The following is a 17,767-nucleotide window of genomic DNA, read 5'->3' on the forward strand; positions in this document are numbered from 1 at the left end:
TTTGTGAGCTCAAGCGTTACTCTGATTCTACGTGCATGTTTATGGTTAGTGGTTACTCTCTTAGTAACGCTAGCCATTGCCGTTACTACACTGCGTGTAGCCTTGCCCAATTTAAACAAGTATCAATCTGAAATTGAGCTTTGGGTAAACCAACACTCCGGTTTTGATTTTTCGATTCAAGATGTGGGCGGTTTTTGGCGTAACACTCACCCCTCTATTGCTCTGCAAGGCGTTAAAGCTAGCCTCCCCAATGCAGAAGATGTGACCTTCTCTGTTGAGCGTGTTGAAGTCGAGTTTGACTTGATTCAATCGCTCGTGCAGATGCGCCCGGTTGTGGCCGATCTAGTCATGAATCAAATGTATCTTGATATCCGCTCAATTGATCTGTTTGCCGGACAAAATGGCAAAGACGAACCTACAGATCCCGAGTCTTCCAAGCGAGTGATACAAGAGCTCGATAATTTACTGCTAAAAACACTCGTCGATGTAACTGCAAAAGATTCTTCTATTCTTTATCACTCTGTTTCGGGTGAAGAACGTCAGCTCGATATAGAAACCTTAAAATGGCAAAATTCAGACAAACATCACCTTGCTGAAGGTGTGGTGAGTATCAAAGATGCCAATCTAAACTCTCTGTCAGTGAGTGCTAACTTTATTGATGGTGGGTCACTGACTGATGTGACTGGTGAGTTTTATGTCAGTGCCGACAGCATTTCTGTTAAGCCATGGCTTACGCATTATATGCAGGCGGAATCCGGCATTGAAACGGGTACTGTGAGCTTGAATAGCTGGCTTACGCTGCGAAATAGCAAGCCAGTGAGCGCTTATGTTGAGGTTTTACCCTCAGAACTGGCGTGGAACGAAGATGGCGAGCATGACCTCATGCTTGAGTCCGGTGTCTTTAAGTTGTCGCCGACTGATGATGGTTGGCAAGTAAATGGTCACTCACTAAACCTTAGAACGGATGACACACCTTGGCCGGAACTCGACGTAGCGTTCAAGTGGAATCAAGGTCCATGGCAACTCAACATTTCTGAGCTGGATATTGCGACTATTACTCCGTTGATTAAGCTGCTGCCTGACTCTGAACAATCAACCAAAATGATTAACGTATTGGCGCCGGGCGGCTCTGTTTCTGATATCCGTGTTTCCATGGGTTCGGGAATTGACAGTTTACGTTATTCAGCCAGTTTTTCTGATCTTGCTATCGAGCAGTGGGAGCTAGTCCCAGGCTTTAGCCAAGTGTCTGGTAGTGTGTTTGGTTCGGCCTCGGAAGCGAAAGCTAGCCTGCATGTTATTGACGATGTGTTCCCTTATGGTGACGTATTCCAAGCGCCTTTGAATATCAAACAAGGTCAGGTTGATATTGTTTGGCAGCAAGATGAAAACGGCTGGAAGCTGTGGTCAGACAAAATCACAGCTGCCACCCCCGATTTACAAGTACTAGGCGCATTCCGCTTAGACTTCCCAAAAGATGCGAGCCCGTTTTTATCCTTCTACGGCGAAGCGGACGCTTACAATGTCGGTGAAACATGGCGCTACTTACCTACACTGGCTCTTGGGCAAGATCTAACAGACTACCTTTCAACTGCGATTCAAGCCGGTAAAGCGGATACCGTAAAACTGTTGTGGCATGGTGATTTGTCTCAATACCCATACACTAACCACGATGGTATTTTCCAGGTTTGGGTTGGCTTAGAAGATGCGAAATTCAGCTTTGATACCGCGTGGCCACTGATTACTGATCTTCAGCTTGATCTGTTGTTTGAAAATGATGCGATGCATCTGGATTCTCGCTCAGCTCAACTGATGGATGTGACGGCAGATCGAATCACAGGACGCATTCCTTATTTAGGGGAAGGCGGCCATATTGAAATTGAAGCTAAAGCGACGGCGTCTGGCAACGCAGTACGCGATTACATGACGTCTTCGCCACTGGTGGGCTCGGTAGGCGCAGCCTTAACCGCACTTCAAGTGAGTGGTGATGTATCTTCGGAGTTCCAGCTGAATATTCCGTTTGATTCTGAAAAAGAAGCAAGAGCATGGGGTTACGCCGACTTAAGTGGCAACCATGTTGAGATTGAAGCGCCGCCAATGGTGCTCGAGAACACCACGGGTCGAATTGAATTTGATAATGACGTAGTGACGGCAAATGGCCTCGCTGCGGATCTGCTTAACCAAGGTATCTCGCTTGATTTTAAGGGCCTTAATGATGGTCCTGGCTATGCAGTTGATATTGATGTGTTAGGTGATTGGGACGTCAAGCCTCTAGAACCTTACATCGGTGAGCAATGGTTAAGCCGCTTATCAGGTCATGCGCAATGGCAAAGCCAGATTGATATCCAGCTGAATGATATCGGCTTTACCTACCAACTAGACTTACAGTCAGACCTAAAATACTTGGCGAGTGATTACCCATATCCATTGGCGAAAAAATCACTAGAAAGTGGCTCTGCAAGGCTACAGGCATCGGGTAACCAAGAGACGATTACCGCGCGCCTGCAATTGCCAAACACCAAGTACCAAGCTGAGATTGATATCACAGGCGACGTGCCTGAGTTAACGGCGACCAACTTAGTGCTTGGTCGCGGTGGCTACAAAATTAGCCCGGTGGTGGGCCATCACGCCCTGATTCGTACAGACAAATTCAATGCCGATGATTGGTTATCGGTTGTAATGGAACCGGTAAAGCCTTCAACGGCTGTACTTAGTCAAATGAACACGCCAACCATACCTGCGCCAAGCCGTATTACCTTTGAGAGTAAAGAGCTGATCTTGGGTGGTATCTCTTGGAATGACGTCGATTTTAGTGCTAGTAAGAACAAACAGGCGTGGCAAATGGAAGTGTCTAGCCAAGAGCTAGAAGGGGATATTAACTACCTGCCTCCTTATGATTTGACAGTTTCACTGGATCGTCTGCATCTGTTTGTTCCTGAGTGGAGTGATAAGAACAACCAAGATCAGCAACTGCTGCAACGTAAAGAACAAGCTGCGCCATTGATATCCAAATTGGATAGAGAGATCCACGATGCGATGCCAAACCTGACCCTGACGCTGAACGACTTTTGGCTGCAAGGCTACAAGGTGGGTAAGGTCGATGTTGAAATGACGAGGAACGAAGATCGTATCGAGTGGAACAAAATCCAGGTGCGAAGCGGCGGTAACAAAGCGGATGTGAGTGGCTGGTGGGAACTGCAAGGTGACAAGAGTCATTCATCGTTAACCGTTGATGTTGAAGGTGAAAACAACAGCGAGCTCATGGAGCGCTTTGGTATTACTTCCGGGATTCAAAAAGCGCCATTCGCGTTGGAAGGTCAACTAAATTGGGATGGTTCGCCTTGGGGAATCAAAATGGATACCCTTGATGGCAACGTTAAAACCAAGTTTGGTAAAGGCATTATCTCGGATGTGAGCGGCGCAGCTCGATTACTTGGCCTGTTTAGCCTAGATTCGATCATCCGTAAGATGCAGCTCGATTTCTCAGATGTGTTTGATAAAGGTATGGCCTTCAACAGCATCACCGGAACGGGCGAGATTCAAAATGGTATCTTCCTGACCAATGATCTGAACATGGATGCGGTCGCAGGTGAGATGAAAATCAAAGGTATCGCTAACCTCAACACGCGTCAGGTTGATGCTGAGGTGAACTTTACCCCAGATATTACCTCGGGTATTCCCGTATTAACGGCCTTTGCGGTAACCCCTCAAACGGCGCTGTACGTATTGGCGGTGACCACGGTTATCTCGCCAGTTGTGGAAGTCTTTACCCAAGTAAATTATTCGGTGAAAGGACCATTGGATTCACCAACGGTGAGCGAACTTTCTCGTAGCTCTGGCGAGTTTCAGCTGCCAGAGAAGCTGAGAAAATTAGCCGAATAGGCCTTAAATTAGCCGAAAAGACCTTATGCCCGAGTCAGCGAATATACGGTGAAATGCTGATTTCTGAATCATAATGAATGGAGGAGCGATACACATGGATTGTGTTGGGTTGATTCAAATGACATCTGGCCCCAGCCCTGAATTGAACTTTGAGTACCTTGCTCAAGAAGTTGCAAAGTGCAAAGAGTTGGGGGCTAAGTGGGTTGTTTGCCCTGAAAACGCGTTAGTTTTTGGCAGTAAAGCCGACTATCACCAGTGTGCTGAGCCTTTTAATGATGGCCCACTGCAAAAGAAAATCTCTGAGCTAGCAAAGCTTCACAGAATTTGGATCGTCATTGGCAGTATGCCGATAAGCACAACTAACGGAGTGACGACCACCACCTTGGTGATTGATGATTTTGGTTGCCTCGTTGCTCATTACGACAAGCTACACATGTTTGATGTGGATGTCGCTGACGCCCATAAGTGCTATCGAGAGTCGGATATTTTCACTCCGGGCAACCAAGTTGTGACAGCGGAAACGCCTTTTGGTCGCTTAGGTTTGAGTATTTGTTATGATGTGCGCTTTCCACACTTGTATTCAGAGTTACGTAAGCAAGGGGCACAAATCATTGTGGTGCCTGCGGCTTTTACAGCGGTAACGGGTCAAGCGCACTGGGAAGTACTATTAAGATGCCGCGCGGTTGAAACACAGTCGTGGATTGTCGCGGTAGGTCAAGGCGGAAAACACCCTTGCCAAAGAGAAACATGGGGACACTCAATGGTGGTTGATCCATGGGGACGAGTGGTCGCACAGTTAGACCAAGATCCTAAAAGTATGGTGGTTGAGATAGACACATCCAGTTGCGAGTCCATTAGGCAAAATATGCCCATCGCGCAACACTCTCGATTTACCAATCAATTTTAATTACAAACAAGAGCCATCTATGAGCATTAATCAAATTGAAGAAGCGCTACTGAACCCGACAGGGCTTACGGAGCAAAATATCGCAGATACATTGGCGAGTATTGCTACCCGCCAAATTGATTATGCTGATATCTACTTTCAGTCAAGCTGGCACGAATCTTTAGTGCTAGAAGACAGCATTATTAAAGACGGCTCTTTCAATATCGATTGCGGTGTTGGCGTTCGTGCAGTATCTGGTGAAAAGACTGGTTTTGCTTACTCTGACCAAATCCAATTGGATGGTCTTAAGCAGAGCGCAATTGCGGCTCGTGGTATTGCTAAACAAGGTCAAAACGGCAAGGTTCAAGCGTTCAAACGCAACTCTAATCAAGCTTACTATGATGCAGTTAACCCGCTTGCGAGTTGGGAAAAACAGCAGAAAACAGAATTACTAAAATCATTAGATGCTTACATTCGCACTAAAGAGCCGATGGTGACTGAAGTATCGGTGAGTTTAAGTGGTGTGCATGAGCAGATGCTGGTTGCTGCGACTGATGGCACTTACGCTGGTGATATTCGTCCGCTGGTTCGCTTGTCTATTAGCGTACTTGCACAGAAGGGTGATCGTCGTGAGCGTGGTAGCGCTGGTGGTGGTGGCCGTTTTGGTTACGACTTCTTCTTAAGTGATGACAAAGGCACTCAAGTTGCTTACCAATTTGCGGATGAAGCGATTCGCCAAGCATTAGTTAACCTTGAAGCGGTTGCAGCGCCTGCTGGTGCCATGCCTGTGGTTCTTGGTTCTGGTTGGCCGGGCGTTCTGCTGCATGAAGCGGTAGGCCACGGTTTAGAAGGCGACTTCAACCGTAAAGAGTCGTCAGTATTCTCCGGCAAAGTTGGTGAGCAAGTAACTTCAAGCCTATGTACGATTGTCGATGACGGTACATTAACGGATCTACGCGGTTCATTGAACGTCGATGATGAAGGTGTTAACGGTCAGTACAATACGTTAATCGAAAACGGCATCCTAAAAGGTTACATGCAAGATAAGCTGAACGCTCGTCTAATGGGTGTAGCACCGACAGGTAATGGTCGTCGTGAGTCATACGCGCATCTTCCAATGCCACGTATGACGAATACATACATGCTACCGGGCGAACACACACCGGAAGAGATCATCGCGACGGTTGAGAAAGGTATCTACGCACCGAACTTCGGTGGCGGTCAGGTCGATATCACATCAGGTAAGTTCGTATTCTCAGCGTCTGAAGCGTACATGATTGAAAACGGTAAGATCACTCACCCAGTGAAAGGCGCGACGCTAATCGGTTCTGGTATCGAAGCGATGCAGCAGGTGTCTATGGTGGGTAACGACCTAAGCATCGACCGTGGTGTGGGTGTGTGTGGTAAGGCTGGTCAAAGTGTGCCAGTGGGTGTTGGTCAACCAACATTGAAACTAGACTCGCTAACCGTTGGTGGTACTGAGTAATTCAGACTAACCTCTGCCGACTTACTTCAAAATATTAAATTGAAAAGCGCCTCCAATGTGAGGCGCTTTTTGTTTTTAGATTACTGATTCAGTGAGCGTATAGAGTCACTACATGTTCTCTTCCGCAAACTCAGCTAGTCGGCTACGCACCACACCATTGAGGTGGATGTTGGCACTGCCTTCGAAGTTTTTAAAACGCTCAACCATGTAGGTTAAGCCTGAAGTCACAGGGGTTAGGTAAGAAGAATCTATCTGCGCTAAGTTACCTGAGCAGACGATCTTAGTACCTTCACCACAACGGGTGATGATGGTTTTTATCTGTGAAGCGGTGAGGTTCTGACACTCATCCAAAAGCACAAAGGCATTTTGAATCGAGCGGCCACGCATGAAGTTGATTGATTTGAACTGGATATTGGCTTTGTCACAGATGTACTTCATCGAGCCTTCTGTGCAGTGGTCGTTCTTGTGCAGCGCTTCCAGTGTATCGGTCACTGCGGCTAACCAAGGCAACATTTTCTCTTCCTCTGTACCCGGAAGGAAACCTATCGACTCACCAATATCAGGGGTGTTGCGGGTTACGATGATCTTATCGAATTGCTTACGTTCAATGGTTTGTTCAAGTGCAGCAGCCATAGCAAGCAGTGTCTTACCACTACCTGCGGCGCCAGTGAGAATCACAAGATCAATATCAGGGTCGAGCAGCGCATCAATCGCCATGCCTTGATAGACGTTCTTTGGTGTGATGTCCCATGCTCTGCGATTCATCAATCTTTCGCGGCTGAGGTCTCTCAGGGTAATGCTTTCCGGCTCAATCTCCTCGACTCGAGCGGCAAAGTCACTTTCTTCGTCAATCACATATTGGTTGAGGAAGGTTGGCTCGAACGGCGCTCTTGCTAAGGTGTGCAGCGTCTTGCCGCCTAAACTTCTGCTCTCGACATTATCGATACCATCCCAAAATGAGCCTTCCAGTTGTTGGAAGCCTTTGGTGAGGTATTGGATATCATCAATCAGTTGGTCAGTTTGATAGTCTTCAACAAAACGTACACCGGCGCCTTTTGCTCGTAAACGCATATTGATGTCTTTGGTGATGAGAACCACTTCGCGTGGTGCGCGTTTATTTTGAAGATAGAGGACAGCGTTGAGGATTCGGTTATCGCCCGCCTTGTCATCGGCAAAGGCTTTGATGCTTTCTTGAAGTTCGTAGTCAGCGAGTATTGAAATACTGCCAGATGCATTTATGTCTTTAGAAAAAGGGATGCCTTCCGATATTTGGTCTGGTGTGGCTTCCCTGAACAGGTCTTCGAGCGTTCGAATCGCAATTCTCGCATCTCGAGCAACGTCTCTTTTACTGTCTTTGATTCTGTCGAGTTCTTCTAGCACTGTCATGGGGATAACGACATCGTGCTCTTGGAAAGAAAATATAGCGAAGGGTTCGTGAAGTAGGATATTGGTGTCTAAAACAAATAGCTTCCGGTTGGTCTCGCCCATAGCATCTCCTTGCCGACGTGCGGCTTGCCTTGCATTCATTGAACGTAGATAAAGCTCATATAAAGATTAGTATCTGATTCTGGTGATAGTCAACTACTCACCTAAACTTCATCTAGAGGAACAGCACCATATCGTTACGAGTGAATATGGTGTATTCGTTTGAGAGCAGCAATCTGCTACCTATAGATTAACCATGAATTTTTGACAGTTTGATTGCACTGGCGAAAACAGAAAAAAAGCATGAAATCATCTCCTTTAGGCGTGACCTAAATCACAGCATCGAGTAAGATTAGCGACCTTTTTCTGCACCATTTTCTCGAGATATTTATTATTGAGAGCGCACTTAAAAAGTGGCTGCAAACTAGACATTTTTGGCTATATTTTTAGTTCAGGAGCGATAATGTTCTTGTTTAAAACTGCAGTTAAGAAGACCAAATTCCAACTATAAGATTGAGGTAGTCGATTCATGACATTTGCTTTGGGGCAACGCTGGATAAGCGATACGGAGAGCGATTTAGGTTTAGGTACCGTTGTAGCAATGGATGCTCGCACAGTGACACTAATGTTTGCAGCGTCAGAAGAAAACCGTGTTTATGCACGTACTGATGCTCCCGTAACCCGAGTAACGTTTAATGTAGGCGATGTCATCGAATGCCAAGAAGGTTGGTCTCTGTCTGTCGAAGAAGTTATCGAAGACAAAGGGCTGCTAACCTACTTAGGTACTCGCGAAGATACCCAAGAAACAGAAGTCACTCTGCGTGAAATCTTCTTAAGCAACCAGATCCGCTTTAACAAGCCACAAGATAAGCTATACGCAGGTCAAATCGACCGTATGGATAACTTTGTGTTGCGTTACCGTGCGCTAAGCAACCAGTACCAACAACACAAGAGCCCGATGCGTGGCTTGTGTGGTATGCGTGCTGGCTTGATCCCTCATCAGCTATACATCGCTCATGAAGTGGGTCGTCGTCACGCTCCGCGCGTTTTACTGGCTGATGAAGTGGGCCTAGGTAAAACCATCGAAGCGGGCATGATCATCCACCAACAGGTGCTGTCTGGCCGTGCTGAACGCATTCTGATTGTGGTTCCTGAAACTCTACAACACCAATGGTTAGTAGAGATGATGCGCCGTTTCAACCTGCATTTTTCTATCTTCGATGAAGAGCGTTGTATTGAAGCGTTTGCTGAATCAGACAACCCGTTTGATACCCAGCAGTACGTTCTGTGTTCTTTGGACTTCCTACGTAAGAGCCGTAAGCGCTACGAGCAAGCACTTGAAGGCGAGTGGGACTTGTTGGTTGTCGATGAAGCGCACCACCTTGAGTGGAGCCAAGACAAACCAAGCCGTGAATACCAAGTGGTTGAAGGCTTAGCGGAAAATACGTCTGGTGTGCTACTACTAACAGCAACGCCTGAACAGCTTGGTCGTGAGAGCCACTTTGCACGTCTGCGTCTGCTTGATCCTGATCGCTTCTACGATTACGAAGCATTCGTTGAAGAAGAAGACCAATACGCACCGGTTGCTGATGCAGTAACGGCTCTGTTCTCTGGAGTGAAGCTTGAAAACAGCGCGAAGAACCAGATTACGGAACTGCTTTCTGAGCAAGATGTTGAGCCTCTATTCCGCGTTATCGAAGGTGATAGCAGCGAAGAAGAGCAAGCGTTAGCTCGCCAAGAATTGATTGATAACCTTATGGATCGCCATGGTACTGGCCGTGTTCTTTTCAGAAACACACGTGCTGCAATCAAAGGCTTCCCTAAGCGTAATGTAAACCTACTGCCGATGGAGATTCCAACGCAGTACACAACCTCAATGCGTGTATCTGGCATGATCGGTGGCAAAATGGCTCCCGAAGCTCGTGCAATGAAGATGCTGTATCCAGAAGAGATCTTCCAAGAGTTTGAAGGTGAAGATTCAAGCTGGTGGCAGTTCGACTCACGCGTTAACTGGTTGATTGAAAAGATCCAAGACAAGCGCAGCGAGAAAATCCTAGTGATCGCCTCTCGTGCAAGTACGGCTCTTCAATTAGAGCAAGCACTGCGTGAGCGTGAAGGTGTGCGTGCAACCGTATTTCACGAAGGCATGTCGATTCTAGAGCGTGATAAAGCTGCGGCTTACTTTGCTCAAGAAGAGGGCGGCGCTCAGGTTCTTATCTGTAGTGAAATCGGCTCTGAAGGTCGTAACTTCCAGTTCGCTAACCAACTTGTGATGTTCGATCTTCCATTCAACCCAGACTTGCTTGAGCAACGTATTGGCCGTTTGGACCGTATCGGTCAGCTGCGTGATATCGACATTCATGTTCCTTACCTAAAAGGCACATCACAGGCGATCCTTGCGCGTTGGTTCGATGAAGGTCTGAATGCATTTGCGGAAACTTGTCCAACGGGTCGCACGGTTTACGATAAGTACTCAGATGTTCTTATCGAGATGCTGGCTTCTGGTAACACTGAGCAACTTGATGAAGTGATTGAAGAGTCTGCCAAGCTAAATCAAAGCCTGAAATCAGATCTAGAAAAAGGCCGTGATCGCCTATTAGAAATGCACTCAAACGGCGGCGACAAAGCGCATGAAATTGCAGAGAAGATTGCCTCGACTGACGGCGACACTAACCTAGTAACGTTTGCACTAAGCCTGTTCGATACGATTGGCTTGAACCAAGACGACAAGGGTGAGAATGCTCTGGTTGTAACGCCGTCTGAGCACATGATGGTGCCAAGCTACCCAGGCTTACCATACGAAGGCGCAACCATCACGTTTGATCGTGATACTGCGCTTTCTCGTGAAGACATGAACTTCATTAGCTGGGAACACCCAATGATTCAGGGCGGTATCGATCTGCTACTGAGTGAAGGTGTTGGTGCATCAGCGGTATCACTACTGAAAAACAAAGCGCTGCCAGTGGGTACTATCCTGCTTGAGCTGGTTTACCTTGTGGATGCGCAAGCGCCGAAACGCAGCGGTATCAGCCAGTTCTTGCCTAAGACGCCAATTCGTTTGATGATGGATGGCCGTGGTAATGACTTATCAGCTCAGGTTGAGTTCGACAGCTTTAACCGTCAATTAAGCCCTGTAAACCGTCACCTAGCGAGCAAGCTAGTTAACTCGGTACAAGGTGAAATTCACAAGCTAATCGAAGCGGGTGAGACGCACGTACTTCCTAAAGTGGAAGAAGTGCGTGAACAAGCTCAACGAGATATGCAGACTAACCTGAACGGTGAATTAGAGCGTCTACAAGCGCTTAAAGCCGTGAATCCTAATATTCGTGATGAAGAGCTAGAGGTAATCGAAGCTCAAATCAATGAACTGACCGGTTACATCAGCAAAGCTCAGGTTCAGCTAGATTCATTACGCTTGATTGTGGTTTCTCACAACTAGTTTTGAATTAGCGAAATGCTTCAACGAAATAAGGCCTTCATTATGAAGGCCTTATTTGTATCTGTAGCTTAATTAACAATTCAAGTAGCTGGTTACATTAACCACTTCCACCAAACAAATACCGCTAGGAAACCAAATAGGTAAACAAGACCTGCTACAGACAACCATTTTAGTTTGCTGCCAATGGCTAGTGCTTCTGGAAGCTTAGCCTTATTCACTAGGATGAAGTTAAGCAGCGCGAAGAATGGCGTTGTTGCAAACGCGAGTACCATTGCGAAATCGAGCATAGGCATCAGTGCTGCGCTAAAGAACATCACAATCGCGAGTGCCGCGATAGAGACAATGATTATCCAGCCTTGCAGCATTCTTGGGCTTGAATCTTTTTTGAATAATAGACGTTGTGATTCAGCAAGCACGCGTGAGTAGCCATCGATAACGGTAATGGTGCTACCAAAGATACAGAAGAAAGCGATAAGAGCGATTAACGGGCGAGACCATTCACCAATTGTCGAAGCGTAGATGCCGACCAATTGATGAGTAAAGCCAACACCGGAGCGAGACAGTTCAACTCCCGAACCGTGAAGTACTAGCGCGCCTAACGCAACGAATACTAAAGCAAGCAGCGCCGTACCAATGTAGCCAACGTTAAAGTCGAACAGCGCTGATTGTGCGGTCACTTCCTGCTTCTCTTTTTGGCTTTTTAGCCACATAGAGGTGATGCTTGATATTTCGATAGGCGCAGGCATCCAACCCATGGTCACCACGATAAAACCAATAGCAGCCAATGACCAAGGCGACGGTGGAACAAAAGCAGCATCAGGTTCGACTGGAGAGCCGATAGCAATGGCGACTGCAGCTAAGGTTGTGATGGTTAAGATCGCCATGATCGCTTTAGATAGTGTATCTAGAGCACGATAATGGCCAGCAAACAGAATGATCAAACAGGTCGCTAAAACGATCATGCACAAGGTGCTAGTGGCTAAATCGAAAGGAACAAAGTAACTGAGTAGGCTTGCACTGAATAATAGCAGGGCAGCGGTATTCACGACCGCAGATATGGCACTCAAGATCGAAAAGATCACAAGGTATGGGCGGCCTAGGTTAGAGTAACCTTCCACCAAGCTTTGACCCGTTCCTAGCGTGTATTGGATGCCGGCTCTGAAGAATGGATATTTAAATACGTTAACGAGGATAATGAGAGCGGCAAGCTGCCAACCATAAATCGCACCCGCCTTGGTTGAGGCGACTAAGTGAGAACCACCTACAGCCGCTGCGGCCATCATAACGCCTGGGCCAAGAGACTTAATTAAACTTGATAGGGGAGCTGAGGTTGGTGTTTTTGTGTTGGTGGTTTTAACCGTACTTTCCATCATTTTTCCTTTGATGCTGACTTCTTATTATCTGTTACCCTATCAATACCATGTTTTGTAAAGCCGTCAACTTTTATGTACGAAAATATTGAAAATTGTATTTATTTATAAACGAATCAACCGTGAATTATTTGTTCACTAGCAATTAAGAGGCTTCAATGGCGTTAGAACAGTACACACCACCACGTGAACCGTGGATTGATATTGTTTATCAAGATGACGATATTCTTGTGGTGAACAAGCCTGCAGACCTGCTTTCTGTTCCGGGTAGGTTACCTGAGCATTACGACAGCATGTGGAGTCGGTTAGTTGTCGAATTTCCAGAGATTCAAGTCGTTCATCGATTGGACATGTCGACCTCAGGCTTGATGCTGCTCGCTAAACACAAACAAGCTGAGCGTCATTTGAAGAAGCAATTTCAATATCGACTGACACACAAACTCTATTACGCCCGAGTATGGGGTTCAGTAGAAGAAGCTGAAGGTTTGATTGACCTCCCTCTTATTTGCGATTGGCCAAACCGGCCGAAGCAGAAAGTGTGTTTCGAGGATGGTAAATCATCTCAGACTCGTTATGTGGTAGAACAGCAAGAACTCCAAACGACTTTACTTAAGTTACTGCCAATTACCGGGCGTTCTCACCAATTGAGAGTGCATTGCATGGAAATAGGCGCACCGATTGTGGGTGATGAGTTTTATGCAACGCCAGATGCATTTATCTATAGCGAGAGGTTAGCTCTGCACGCGTGTGAACTCAGTTTTTATCACCCGGCCAATGATCAGTTATTCAAAGCCTTTGTTCCGTGTGAGTTTTATCCTCAAGCATCGCCACAAATCGAACAGCACTTTGAAATTGCGCCTGAGCTTCCAGACTACAGTAAGCTAAAAGCTTAGAATGGACTGATTCATAGATCTAACCAAGGAAGAAGAATGCCAACGCTGAAAGTTGTGTTTCTCGATAGAGCGACTATCCCATCTCAAATTCATTTAAAGCCTCTGAGCTTTGAGCATGAATGGGTAGAGTATGATTTCACAGCTCCTGAGCAAGTATCAGAGCGAGTTGAAGAAGCTGATGTGGTGATCACTAACAAGGTAGTGCTCAATGAGTCGAATCTCGCTGGTGCGAAAAAACTCAAGTTGATCGCGGTTTCAGCGACCGGTGTCAATAATGTCGATGTGGAATACTGCAAATCTAAAAACATTGCAGTGACAAACGTGCAAGGCTATGCGATTCAATCGGTTCCTGAACATGTCATCGCAATGCTGTTTGCACTTAAACGAAACCTTGTTGGTTATCATAAAGACATTGAGGCGGGCGAGTGGCAAAAGGACAAGCAGTTCTGCTTCTTTACTCATCCGATTCAAGATGTGGCTGGCAGCACACTGGGGTTGATGGGGAGTGGCAGCTTAGGTCAAGCCACCGCAATGTTAGCCAAAGCGATTGGTATGAAGGTGATGTTTGCCGAGCGAAAAGGAGCAGAGTCTTGTCGAGAAGGGTATCTACCTTTTGATACGGTATTGAAGCAAGCGGATGCGATCAGTCTACATTGCCCATTGACTGATGCGACCCAAAATCTGATTTCAGAGCGAGAGCTCACAATGATGAAATCGAGCGCGGTATTAATTAATGCCGGGCGCGGAGGTCTAGTAGATGAACAAGCCCTAGTTGAGGCTTTGAAAAAACATGAGATTGCAGGCGCAGGTATGGATGTGTTTACACAAGAGCCAGCCGACAACTCAAATCCACTATTGGCTAATAGCCACTTACCGAACTTATTACTCACTCCACATGTGGCGTGGGGCAGTGACAGTTCAATTCAAAAGCTGTCTGATATCTTAATCGACAATATTGATGGGTTTGTTGCGGGTAATCCGCAGAACTTAGTGAGTTGATTGAAGAATTAAATTGCGTGAACGAAAAACAAAAAAGGTTGGCTTTTAGGCCAACCTTTTTAGATCGTTGTGTCGATTAAGTGATTTAGCCTTGCGGCTTAACTACCAATACATTGATTGGTGAGTTCTGTACCACTTTGCTTGCAACAGAACCAAGCACAACTTTGTCGATTTTCGAACGCTTATGGCTAGGCATCACGATAAGGTCAGCGCCCAGTTTTTCTGCGTAATCTAGAATCGTTGTGTAAGTCTTGCCTTCGGCAACGTGAACTTTATACACCACTTCATCGTCAATGTGCTTGTCAGCAAACTCTTTCAGCTGATTTTTAACATCAAGCTTCATTTGGTTCGCTGCATCTTTCGGGAAGTAAGACGCCACCATCGACATGTGAATGCCTGGTAGTACGTTCAGAATGTGGATTTCAGCATTGCTGTGTTTTGCGTGCCATACCGCCAGTTCGACTGCCTTATCAGAAAAGCCTTTGTCATTAAGATCAACAGGAACAAGGATTTGTTTATACATGTATTCGTCTCTTTTTAATCAGCGCTAAGCTTTCACTTAGCACTGTAATTATCCTTTCCATGTAATAAAGCCAAATAGCGCTAAGCACTACTCAGCCTTATCCATTACGCGCTAATCTCATCCTTACGAGCACGTCTTCTTTGGTTCATCGCTAAACCAATCAAAATGATCAGAGCTGGTAAGAATACCCACTCTTTCATTGGTCGATCTGCATCTTGGATAACGGATTTGATTTCCCAATCGAAATCAATACCAGCCGCTTCTGCTGGGCTACCGAACTCAACCATATCAACAATCATCTTGCCTTCTGATTCAGTCAGCATTAGACCCATAGAGGCAATACGATCTTCACTTGAGGTCGCAGAATCTTCAAACGGCAGGCGAACTGTCTTTTCAGAATAGTCACCTTCTAAGTTTTCGCCACCCACTCTAAGTTCAAGTGATTGTCCCACATCCAGCTTTTCCGTGATTTGAGCAATCTCAACTCCAGGTGAAAGAACTTTCTCTGGGTAAATCATGTCCCACCAGAAGCCAGGGCGGAAGAAAGTGAAGGTTAATGCAATAAGCAGCACCGTTTCCCACCACTTGTTCTTGGTGAACCACCAACCTTGTGTTGCAGCTGCGAAGATAAGTACCGCAGTCACAGATGAGAAAATCGTTAGTGCTAAGTGCCACCAAGAATCAATGCCCATCAGTAGTAGTTGAGTATTGAAGATGAACATGAAAGGTAGAATTGCGGTACGGATATCATAGGTGAAGCCTTGGATACCAGTACGAATCGGATCTGATTTCGCAATTGCCGCTGCTGCAAACGCCGCGAGACCTACCGGAGGTGTATCATCCGCAAGAATACCGAAGTAGAACACGAATAAGTGAACCGCAATCAATGGAATGATCAAGCCGTGCGCAGCGCCTAGGGTCACGATTACCGGAGCCATCAGCGTTGATACAACGATGTAGTTCGCCGTTGTTGGCAAGCCCATACCTAAGATCAAGCTGATTACTGCAGTGAATAGCAACATAAGAATGATGCTACCGCCTGAGATAAACTCAACGAAGTCCGTCATTACTAGACCGATACCCGTTAGAGTCACCACGCCTACAACCGTACCTGCAGCCGCTGTCGCGACACCGATACCAATCATGTTACGTGCGCCTGAAACCAAGCTCTCTGCGAGATCAACGAAGCCAGCTTTAGTTTGCTCTGCAAGATCGTCTGATTTGTTCATCAGAGTCATTAACGGACGCTGAGTGATCAGAATGAAGATCATGAACACGGTCGCCCAGAATGCCGACAGACCTGGAGAGAAACGTTCAACTGTTAAACACCAAACAAGCACCACGATAGGCAATAGGAAGTGCAGGCCAGACTTAATTGTTGGACCTGGATCCGGAACTTCTTTGAGATCCGCATCGATTTCCATGCCGCCTTCAGATGCGTATTTTGCTGATACACGAACCAGAGCGACATAAGCGACTAATAGCGCCACCGTTACGATTGGTGTTGCAGCATCGCCAAAGACATCTTTCGTCCAACCGACACCGTAGTAAACTGCGGCACTGATAACACACAGACCTAAAATGGTACCCGTGAAAGACAGTAAGCTTTGTACGATAGTTGGTGTGTGGCGACGAGGTAGGCCAGTCATACCTGCTTTACATGCTTCTAGATGAACAATGTAAATCAGAGCGATGTAAGAGATCAGAGCGGGCAGTAGCGCGGCTTTGATTACTTCTACATACGAAATGCCCACATACTCAACCATCAAGAAGGCTGCTGCACCCATGATAGGTGGTGTTAATTGACCATTGGTTGAAGCCGCGACTTCTACTGCGCCTGCTTTAGTACCCGGGAAACCAACACGCTTCATTAGCGGGATAGTAAAGGTACCCGTGGTTACCACATTCGCGATAGATGAACCTGATACCAAACCAGACAGACCTGATGCGACAACGGCTGCTTTCGCTGGGCCGCCTTTCATGTGACCAAGCAGTGAGAATGCAACTTTAATAAAGTAAGCACCGGCGCCAGCACGTTCTAGCATTGCACCAAACAGTACAAACAAGAATACGAATGACGTTGATACGCCAAGTGCCACACCGAATACACCTTCAGTTGTTAGCCACAGATGCGACATTGCCTTGTTCAGGCTCGCACCTTTGTGGGCAATAACGTCCGGCATGTGAGGGCCGCCAAAGGTATAAAGTAGGAATACTGCTGCCACAACCATAAGAGGTGGACCCAAAGCGCGTCGTGTTGCTTCAAGCAGTAAAACCATACCGAATACAGCCGCAACAATATCGAATGTTGTTGGTGCGCCCGATCGCTCAGCGAGTTCAGTATAGAAAATATAGATATAAGAAGCTGAAAAGCTACCTACAAGCGCTAATATCCAATCGACTGCGGGGATGCGATCCCTAGGCGAATTCTTCATGGCTGGATAAGCGGTAAAGGCTAGGAAAATAGCAAACGTAAGGTGAATTGCTCGAGCTTCAGTGTCGTTTAAAATTGCGAAGTTAAAAATGAACGGCAGCGGAGATGCATACCAAAGTTGGAACAGTGACCAACATAGAGGCACAAACCATAAAATACGGCCTTGGATACCACGAGGGCTACGCGCACCAGTATCTGATTGTGCCACCATTTCTTGCACATCTGGAGACGGTGATGTTGTCTGCGTCATGTACTTTATCCTTATTATTGATGGTCTGCCTTTTCTTACGAACAACCAAACGTTATTTATTTCCTATCTAGTGTAGTGAATGGATAGGGAAATGCGTTTTTTGTTCGTCTTTGTCTTAGGCTTGATACGAAGGTAAGTCCTCCAAATTGGAGAAACTTAAAGGGCTGTTCTTTTCACTTAAAT

General features: G+C 46.4%; 10 protein-coding genes. 6 read left to right on the top strand and 4 right to left on the bottom strand.

The window, feature by feature from the left end; translation table 11 throughout:
• The first annotated feature begins 3 nt into the window (after nucleotides 1–3).
• The 3 genes from AB4507_RS08510 to tldD all read left to right on the top strand — a co-directional run bounded on the left by AB4507_RS08510 (nucleotide 4) and on the right by tldD (nucleotide 6,251).
• Nucleotides 4–3,879, top strand: a complete 3,876-nt coding sequence (locus AB4507_RS08510; protein WP_017061364.1) for a YhdP family protein — start codon at nucleotides 4–6, stop codon at nucleotides 3,877–3,879.
• 94 nt (nucleotides 3,880–3,973) lie between these two features.
• Nucleotides 3,974–4,786 carry a carbon-nitrogen hydrolase family protein gene (locus AB4507_RS08515; protein ID WP_017061365.1) on the top strand — a complete coding sequence of 271 codons (813 nt, stop codon included), beginning with the start codon at nucleotides 3,974–3,976 and terminating at the stop codon, nucleotides 4,784–4,786.
• Between the two features lie 19 nt (nucleotides 4,787–4,805).
• Nucleotides 4,806–6,251 (top strand): metalloprotease TldD, encoded by a 1,446-nt coding sequence (gene tldD, locus AB4507_RS08520; protein WP_017061366.1) that lies wholly within the window; start codon nucleotides 4,806–4,808, stop codon nucleotides 6,249–6,251.
• 108 nt (nucleotides 6,252–6,359) lie between these two features.
• On the opposite strand, the gene AB4507_RS08525 is transcribed toward tldD, so the two are convergent.
• On the bottom strand, nucleotides 6,360–7,739 hold the full coding sequence (locus AB4507_RS08525; protein ID WP_017062953.1) for a PhoH family protein: 1,380 nt from the start codon (nucleotides 7,737–7,739) through the stop codon (nucleotides 6,360–6,362).
• A gap of 466 nt (nucleotides 7,740–8,205) precedes the next feature.
• Between AB4507_RS08525 and rapA the strand changes: the two genes are divergently transcribed.
• Nucleotides 8,206–11,115, top strand: a complete 2,910-nt coding sequence (gene rapA, locus AB4507_RS08530) for an RNA polymerase-associated protein RapA (RefSeq protein WP_017062952.1) — start codon at nucleotides 8,206–8,208, stop codon at nucleotides 11,113–11,115.
• Between the two features lie 92 nt (nucleotides 11,116–11,207).
• Here the strand turns inward: rapA and AB4507_RS08535 are convergent, their stop codons facing one another.
• Nucleotides 11,208–12,485 (bottom strand): NRAMP family divalent metal transporter, encoded by a 1,278-nt coding sequence (locus tag AB4507_RS08535; protein WP_372111108.1) that lies wholly within the window; start codon nucleotides 12,483–12,485, stop codon nucleotides 11,208–11,210.
• Nucleotides 12,486–12,643: 158 nt separating this feature from the next.
• Between AB4507_RS08535 and AB4507_RS08540 the strand changes: the two genes are divergently transcribed.
• Both AB4507_RS08540 and AB4507_RS08545 read left to right on the top strand, forming a co-directional pair.
• Nucleotides 12,644–13,378 carry a pseudouridine synthase gene (locus AB4507_RS08540; RefSeq protein WP_372111110.1) on the top strand — a complete coding sequence of 245 codons (735 nt, stop codon included), beginning with the start codon at nucleotides 12,644–12,646 and terminating at the stop codon, nucleotides 13,376–13,378.
• A gap of 36 nt (nucleotides 13,379–13,414) precedes the next feature.
• Nucleotides 13,415–14,377: a D-2-hydroxyacid dehydrogenase gene (locus tag AB4507_RS08545; protein WP_372111113.1), complete on the top strand. Its 963-nt coding sequence runs from the start codon at nucleotides 13,415–13,417 to the stop codon at nucleotides 14,375–14,377.
• Nucleotides 14,378–14,462: 85 nt separating this feature from the next.
• Here AB4507_RS08545 and AB4507_RS08550 read toward each other — a convergent pair whose 3' ends face one another.
• Both AB4507_RS08550 and AB4507_RS08555 read right to left on the bottom strand, forming a co-directional pair.
• Nucleotides 14,463–14,900: a universal stress protein gene (locus tag AB4507_RS08550; protein ID WP_017061372.1), complete on the bottom strand. Its 438-nt coding sequence runs from the start codon at nucleotides 14,898–14,900 to the stop codon at nucleotides 14,463–14,465.
• Nucleotides 14,901–15,004: 104 nt separating this feature from the next.
• Complete coding sequence (locus AB4507_RS08555; RefSeq protein WP_065584689.1) at nucleotides 15,005–17,584, bottom strand: TRAP transporter permease; 2,580 nt, start codon at nucleotides 17,582–17,584, stop codon at nucleotides 15,005–15,007.
• Nucleotides 17,585–17,767 lie beyond the last annotated feature (183 nt).

The organism is Vibrio sp. 10N.222.54.A3 (assembly GCF_041474095.1).
Taxonomy (GTDB): domain Bacteria; phylum Pseudomonadota; class Gammaproteobacteria; order Enterobacterales; family Vibrionaceae; genus Vibrio; species Vibrio crassostreae_C.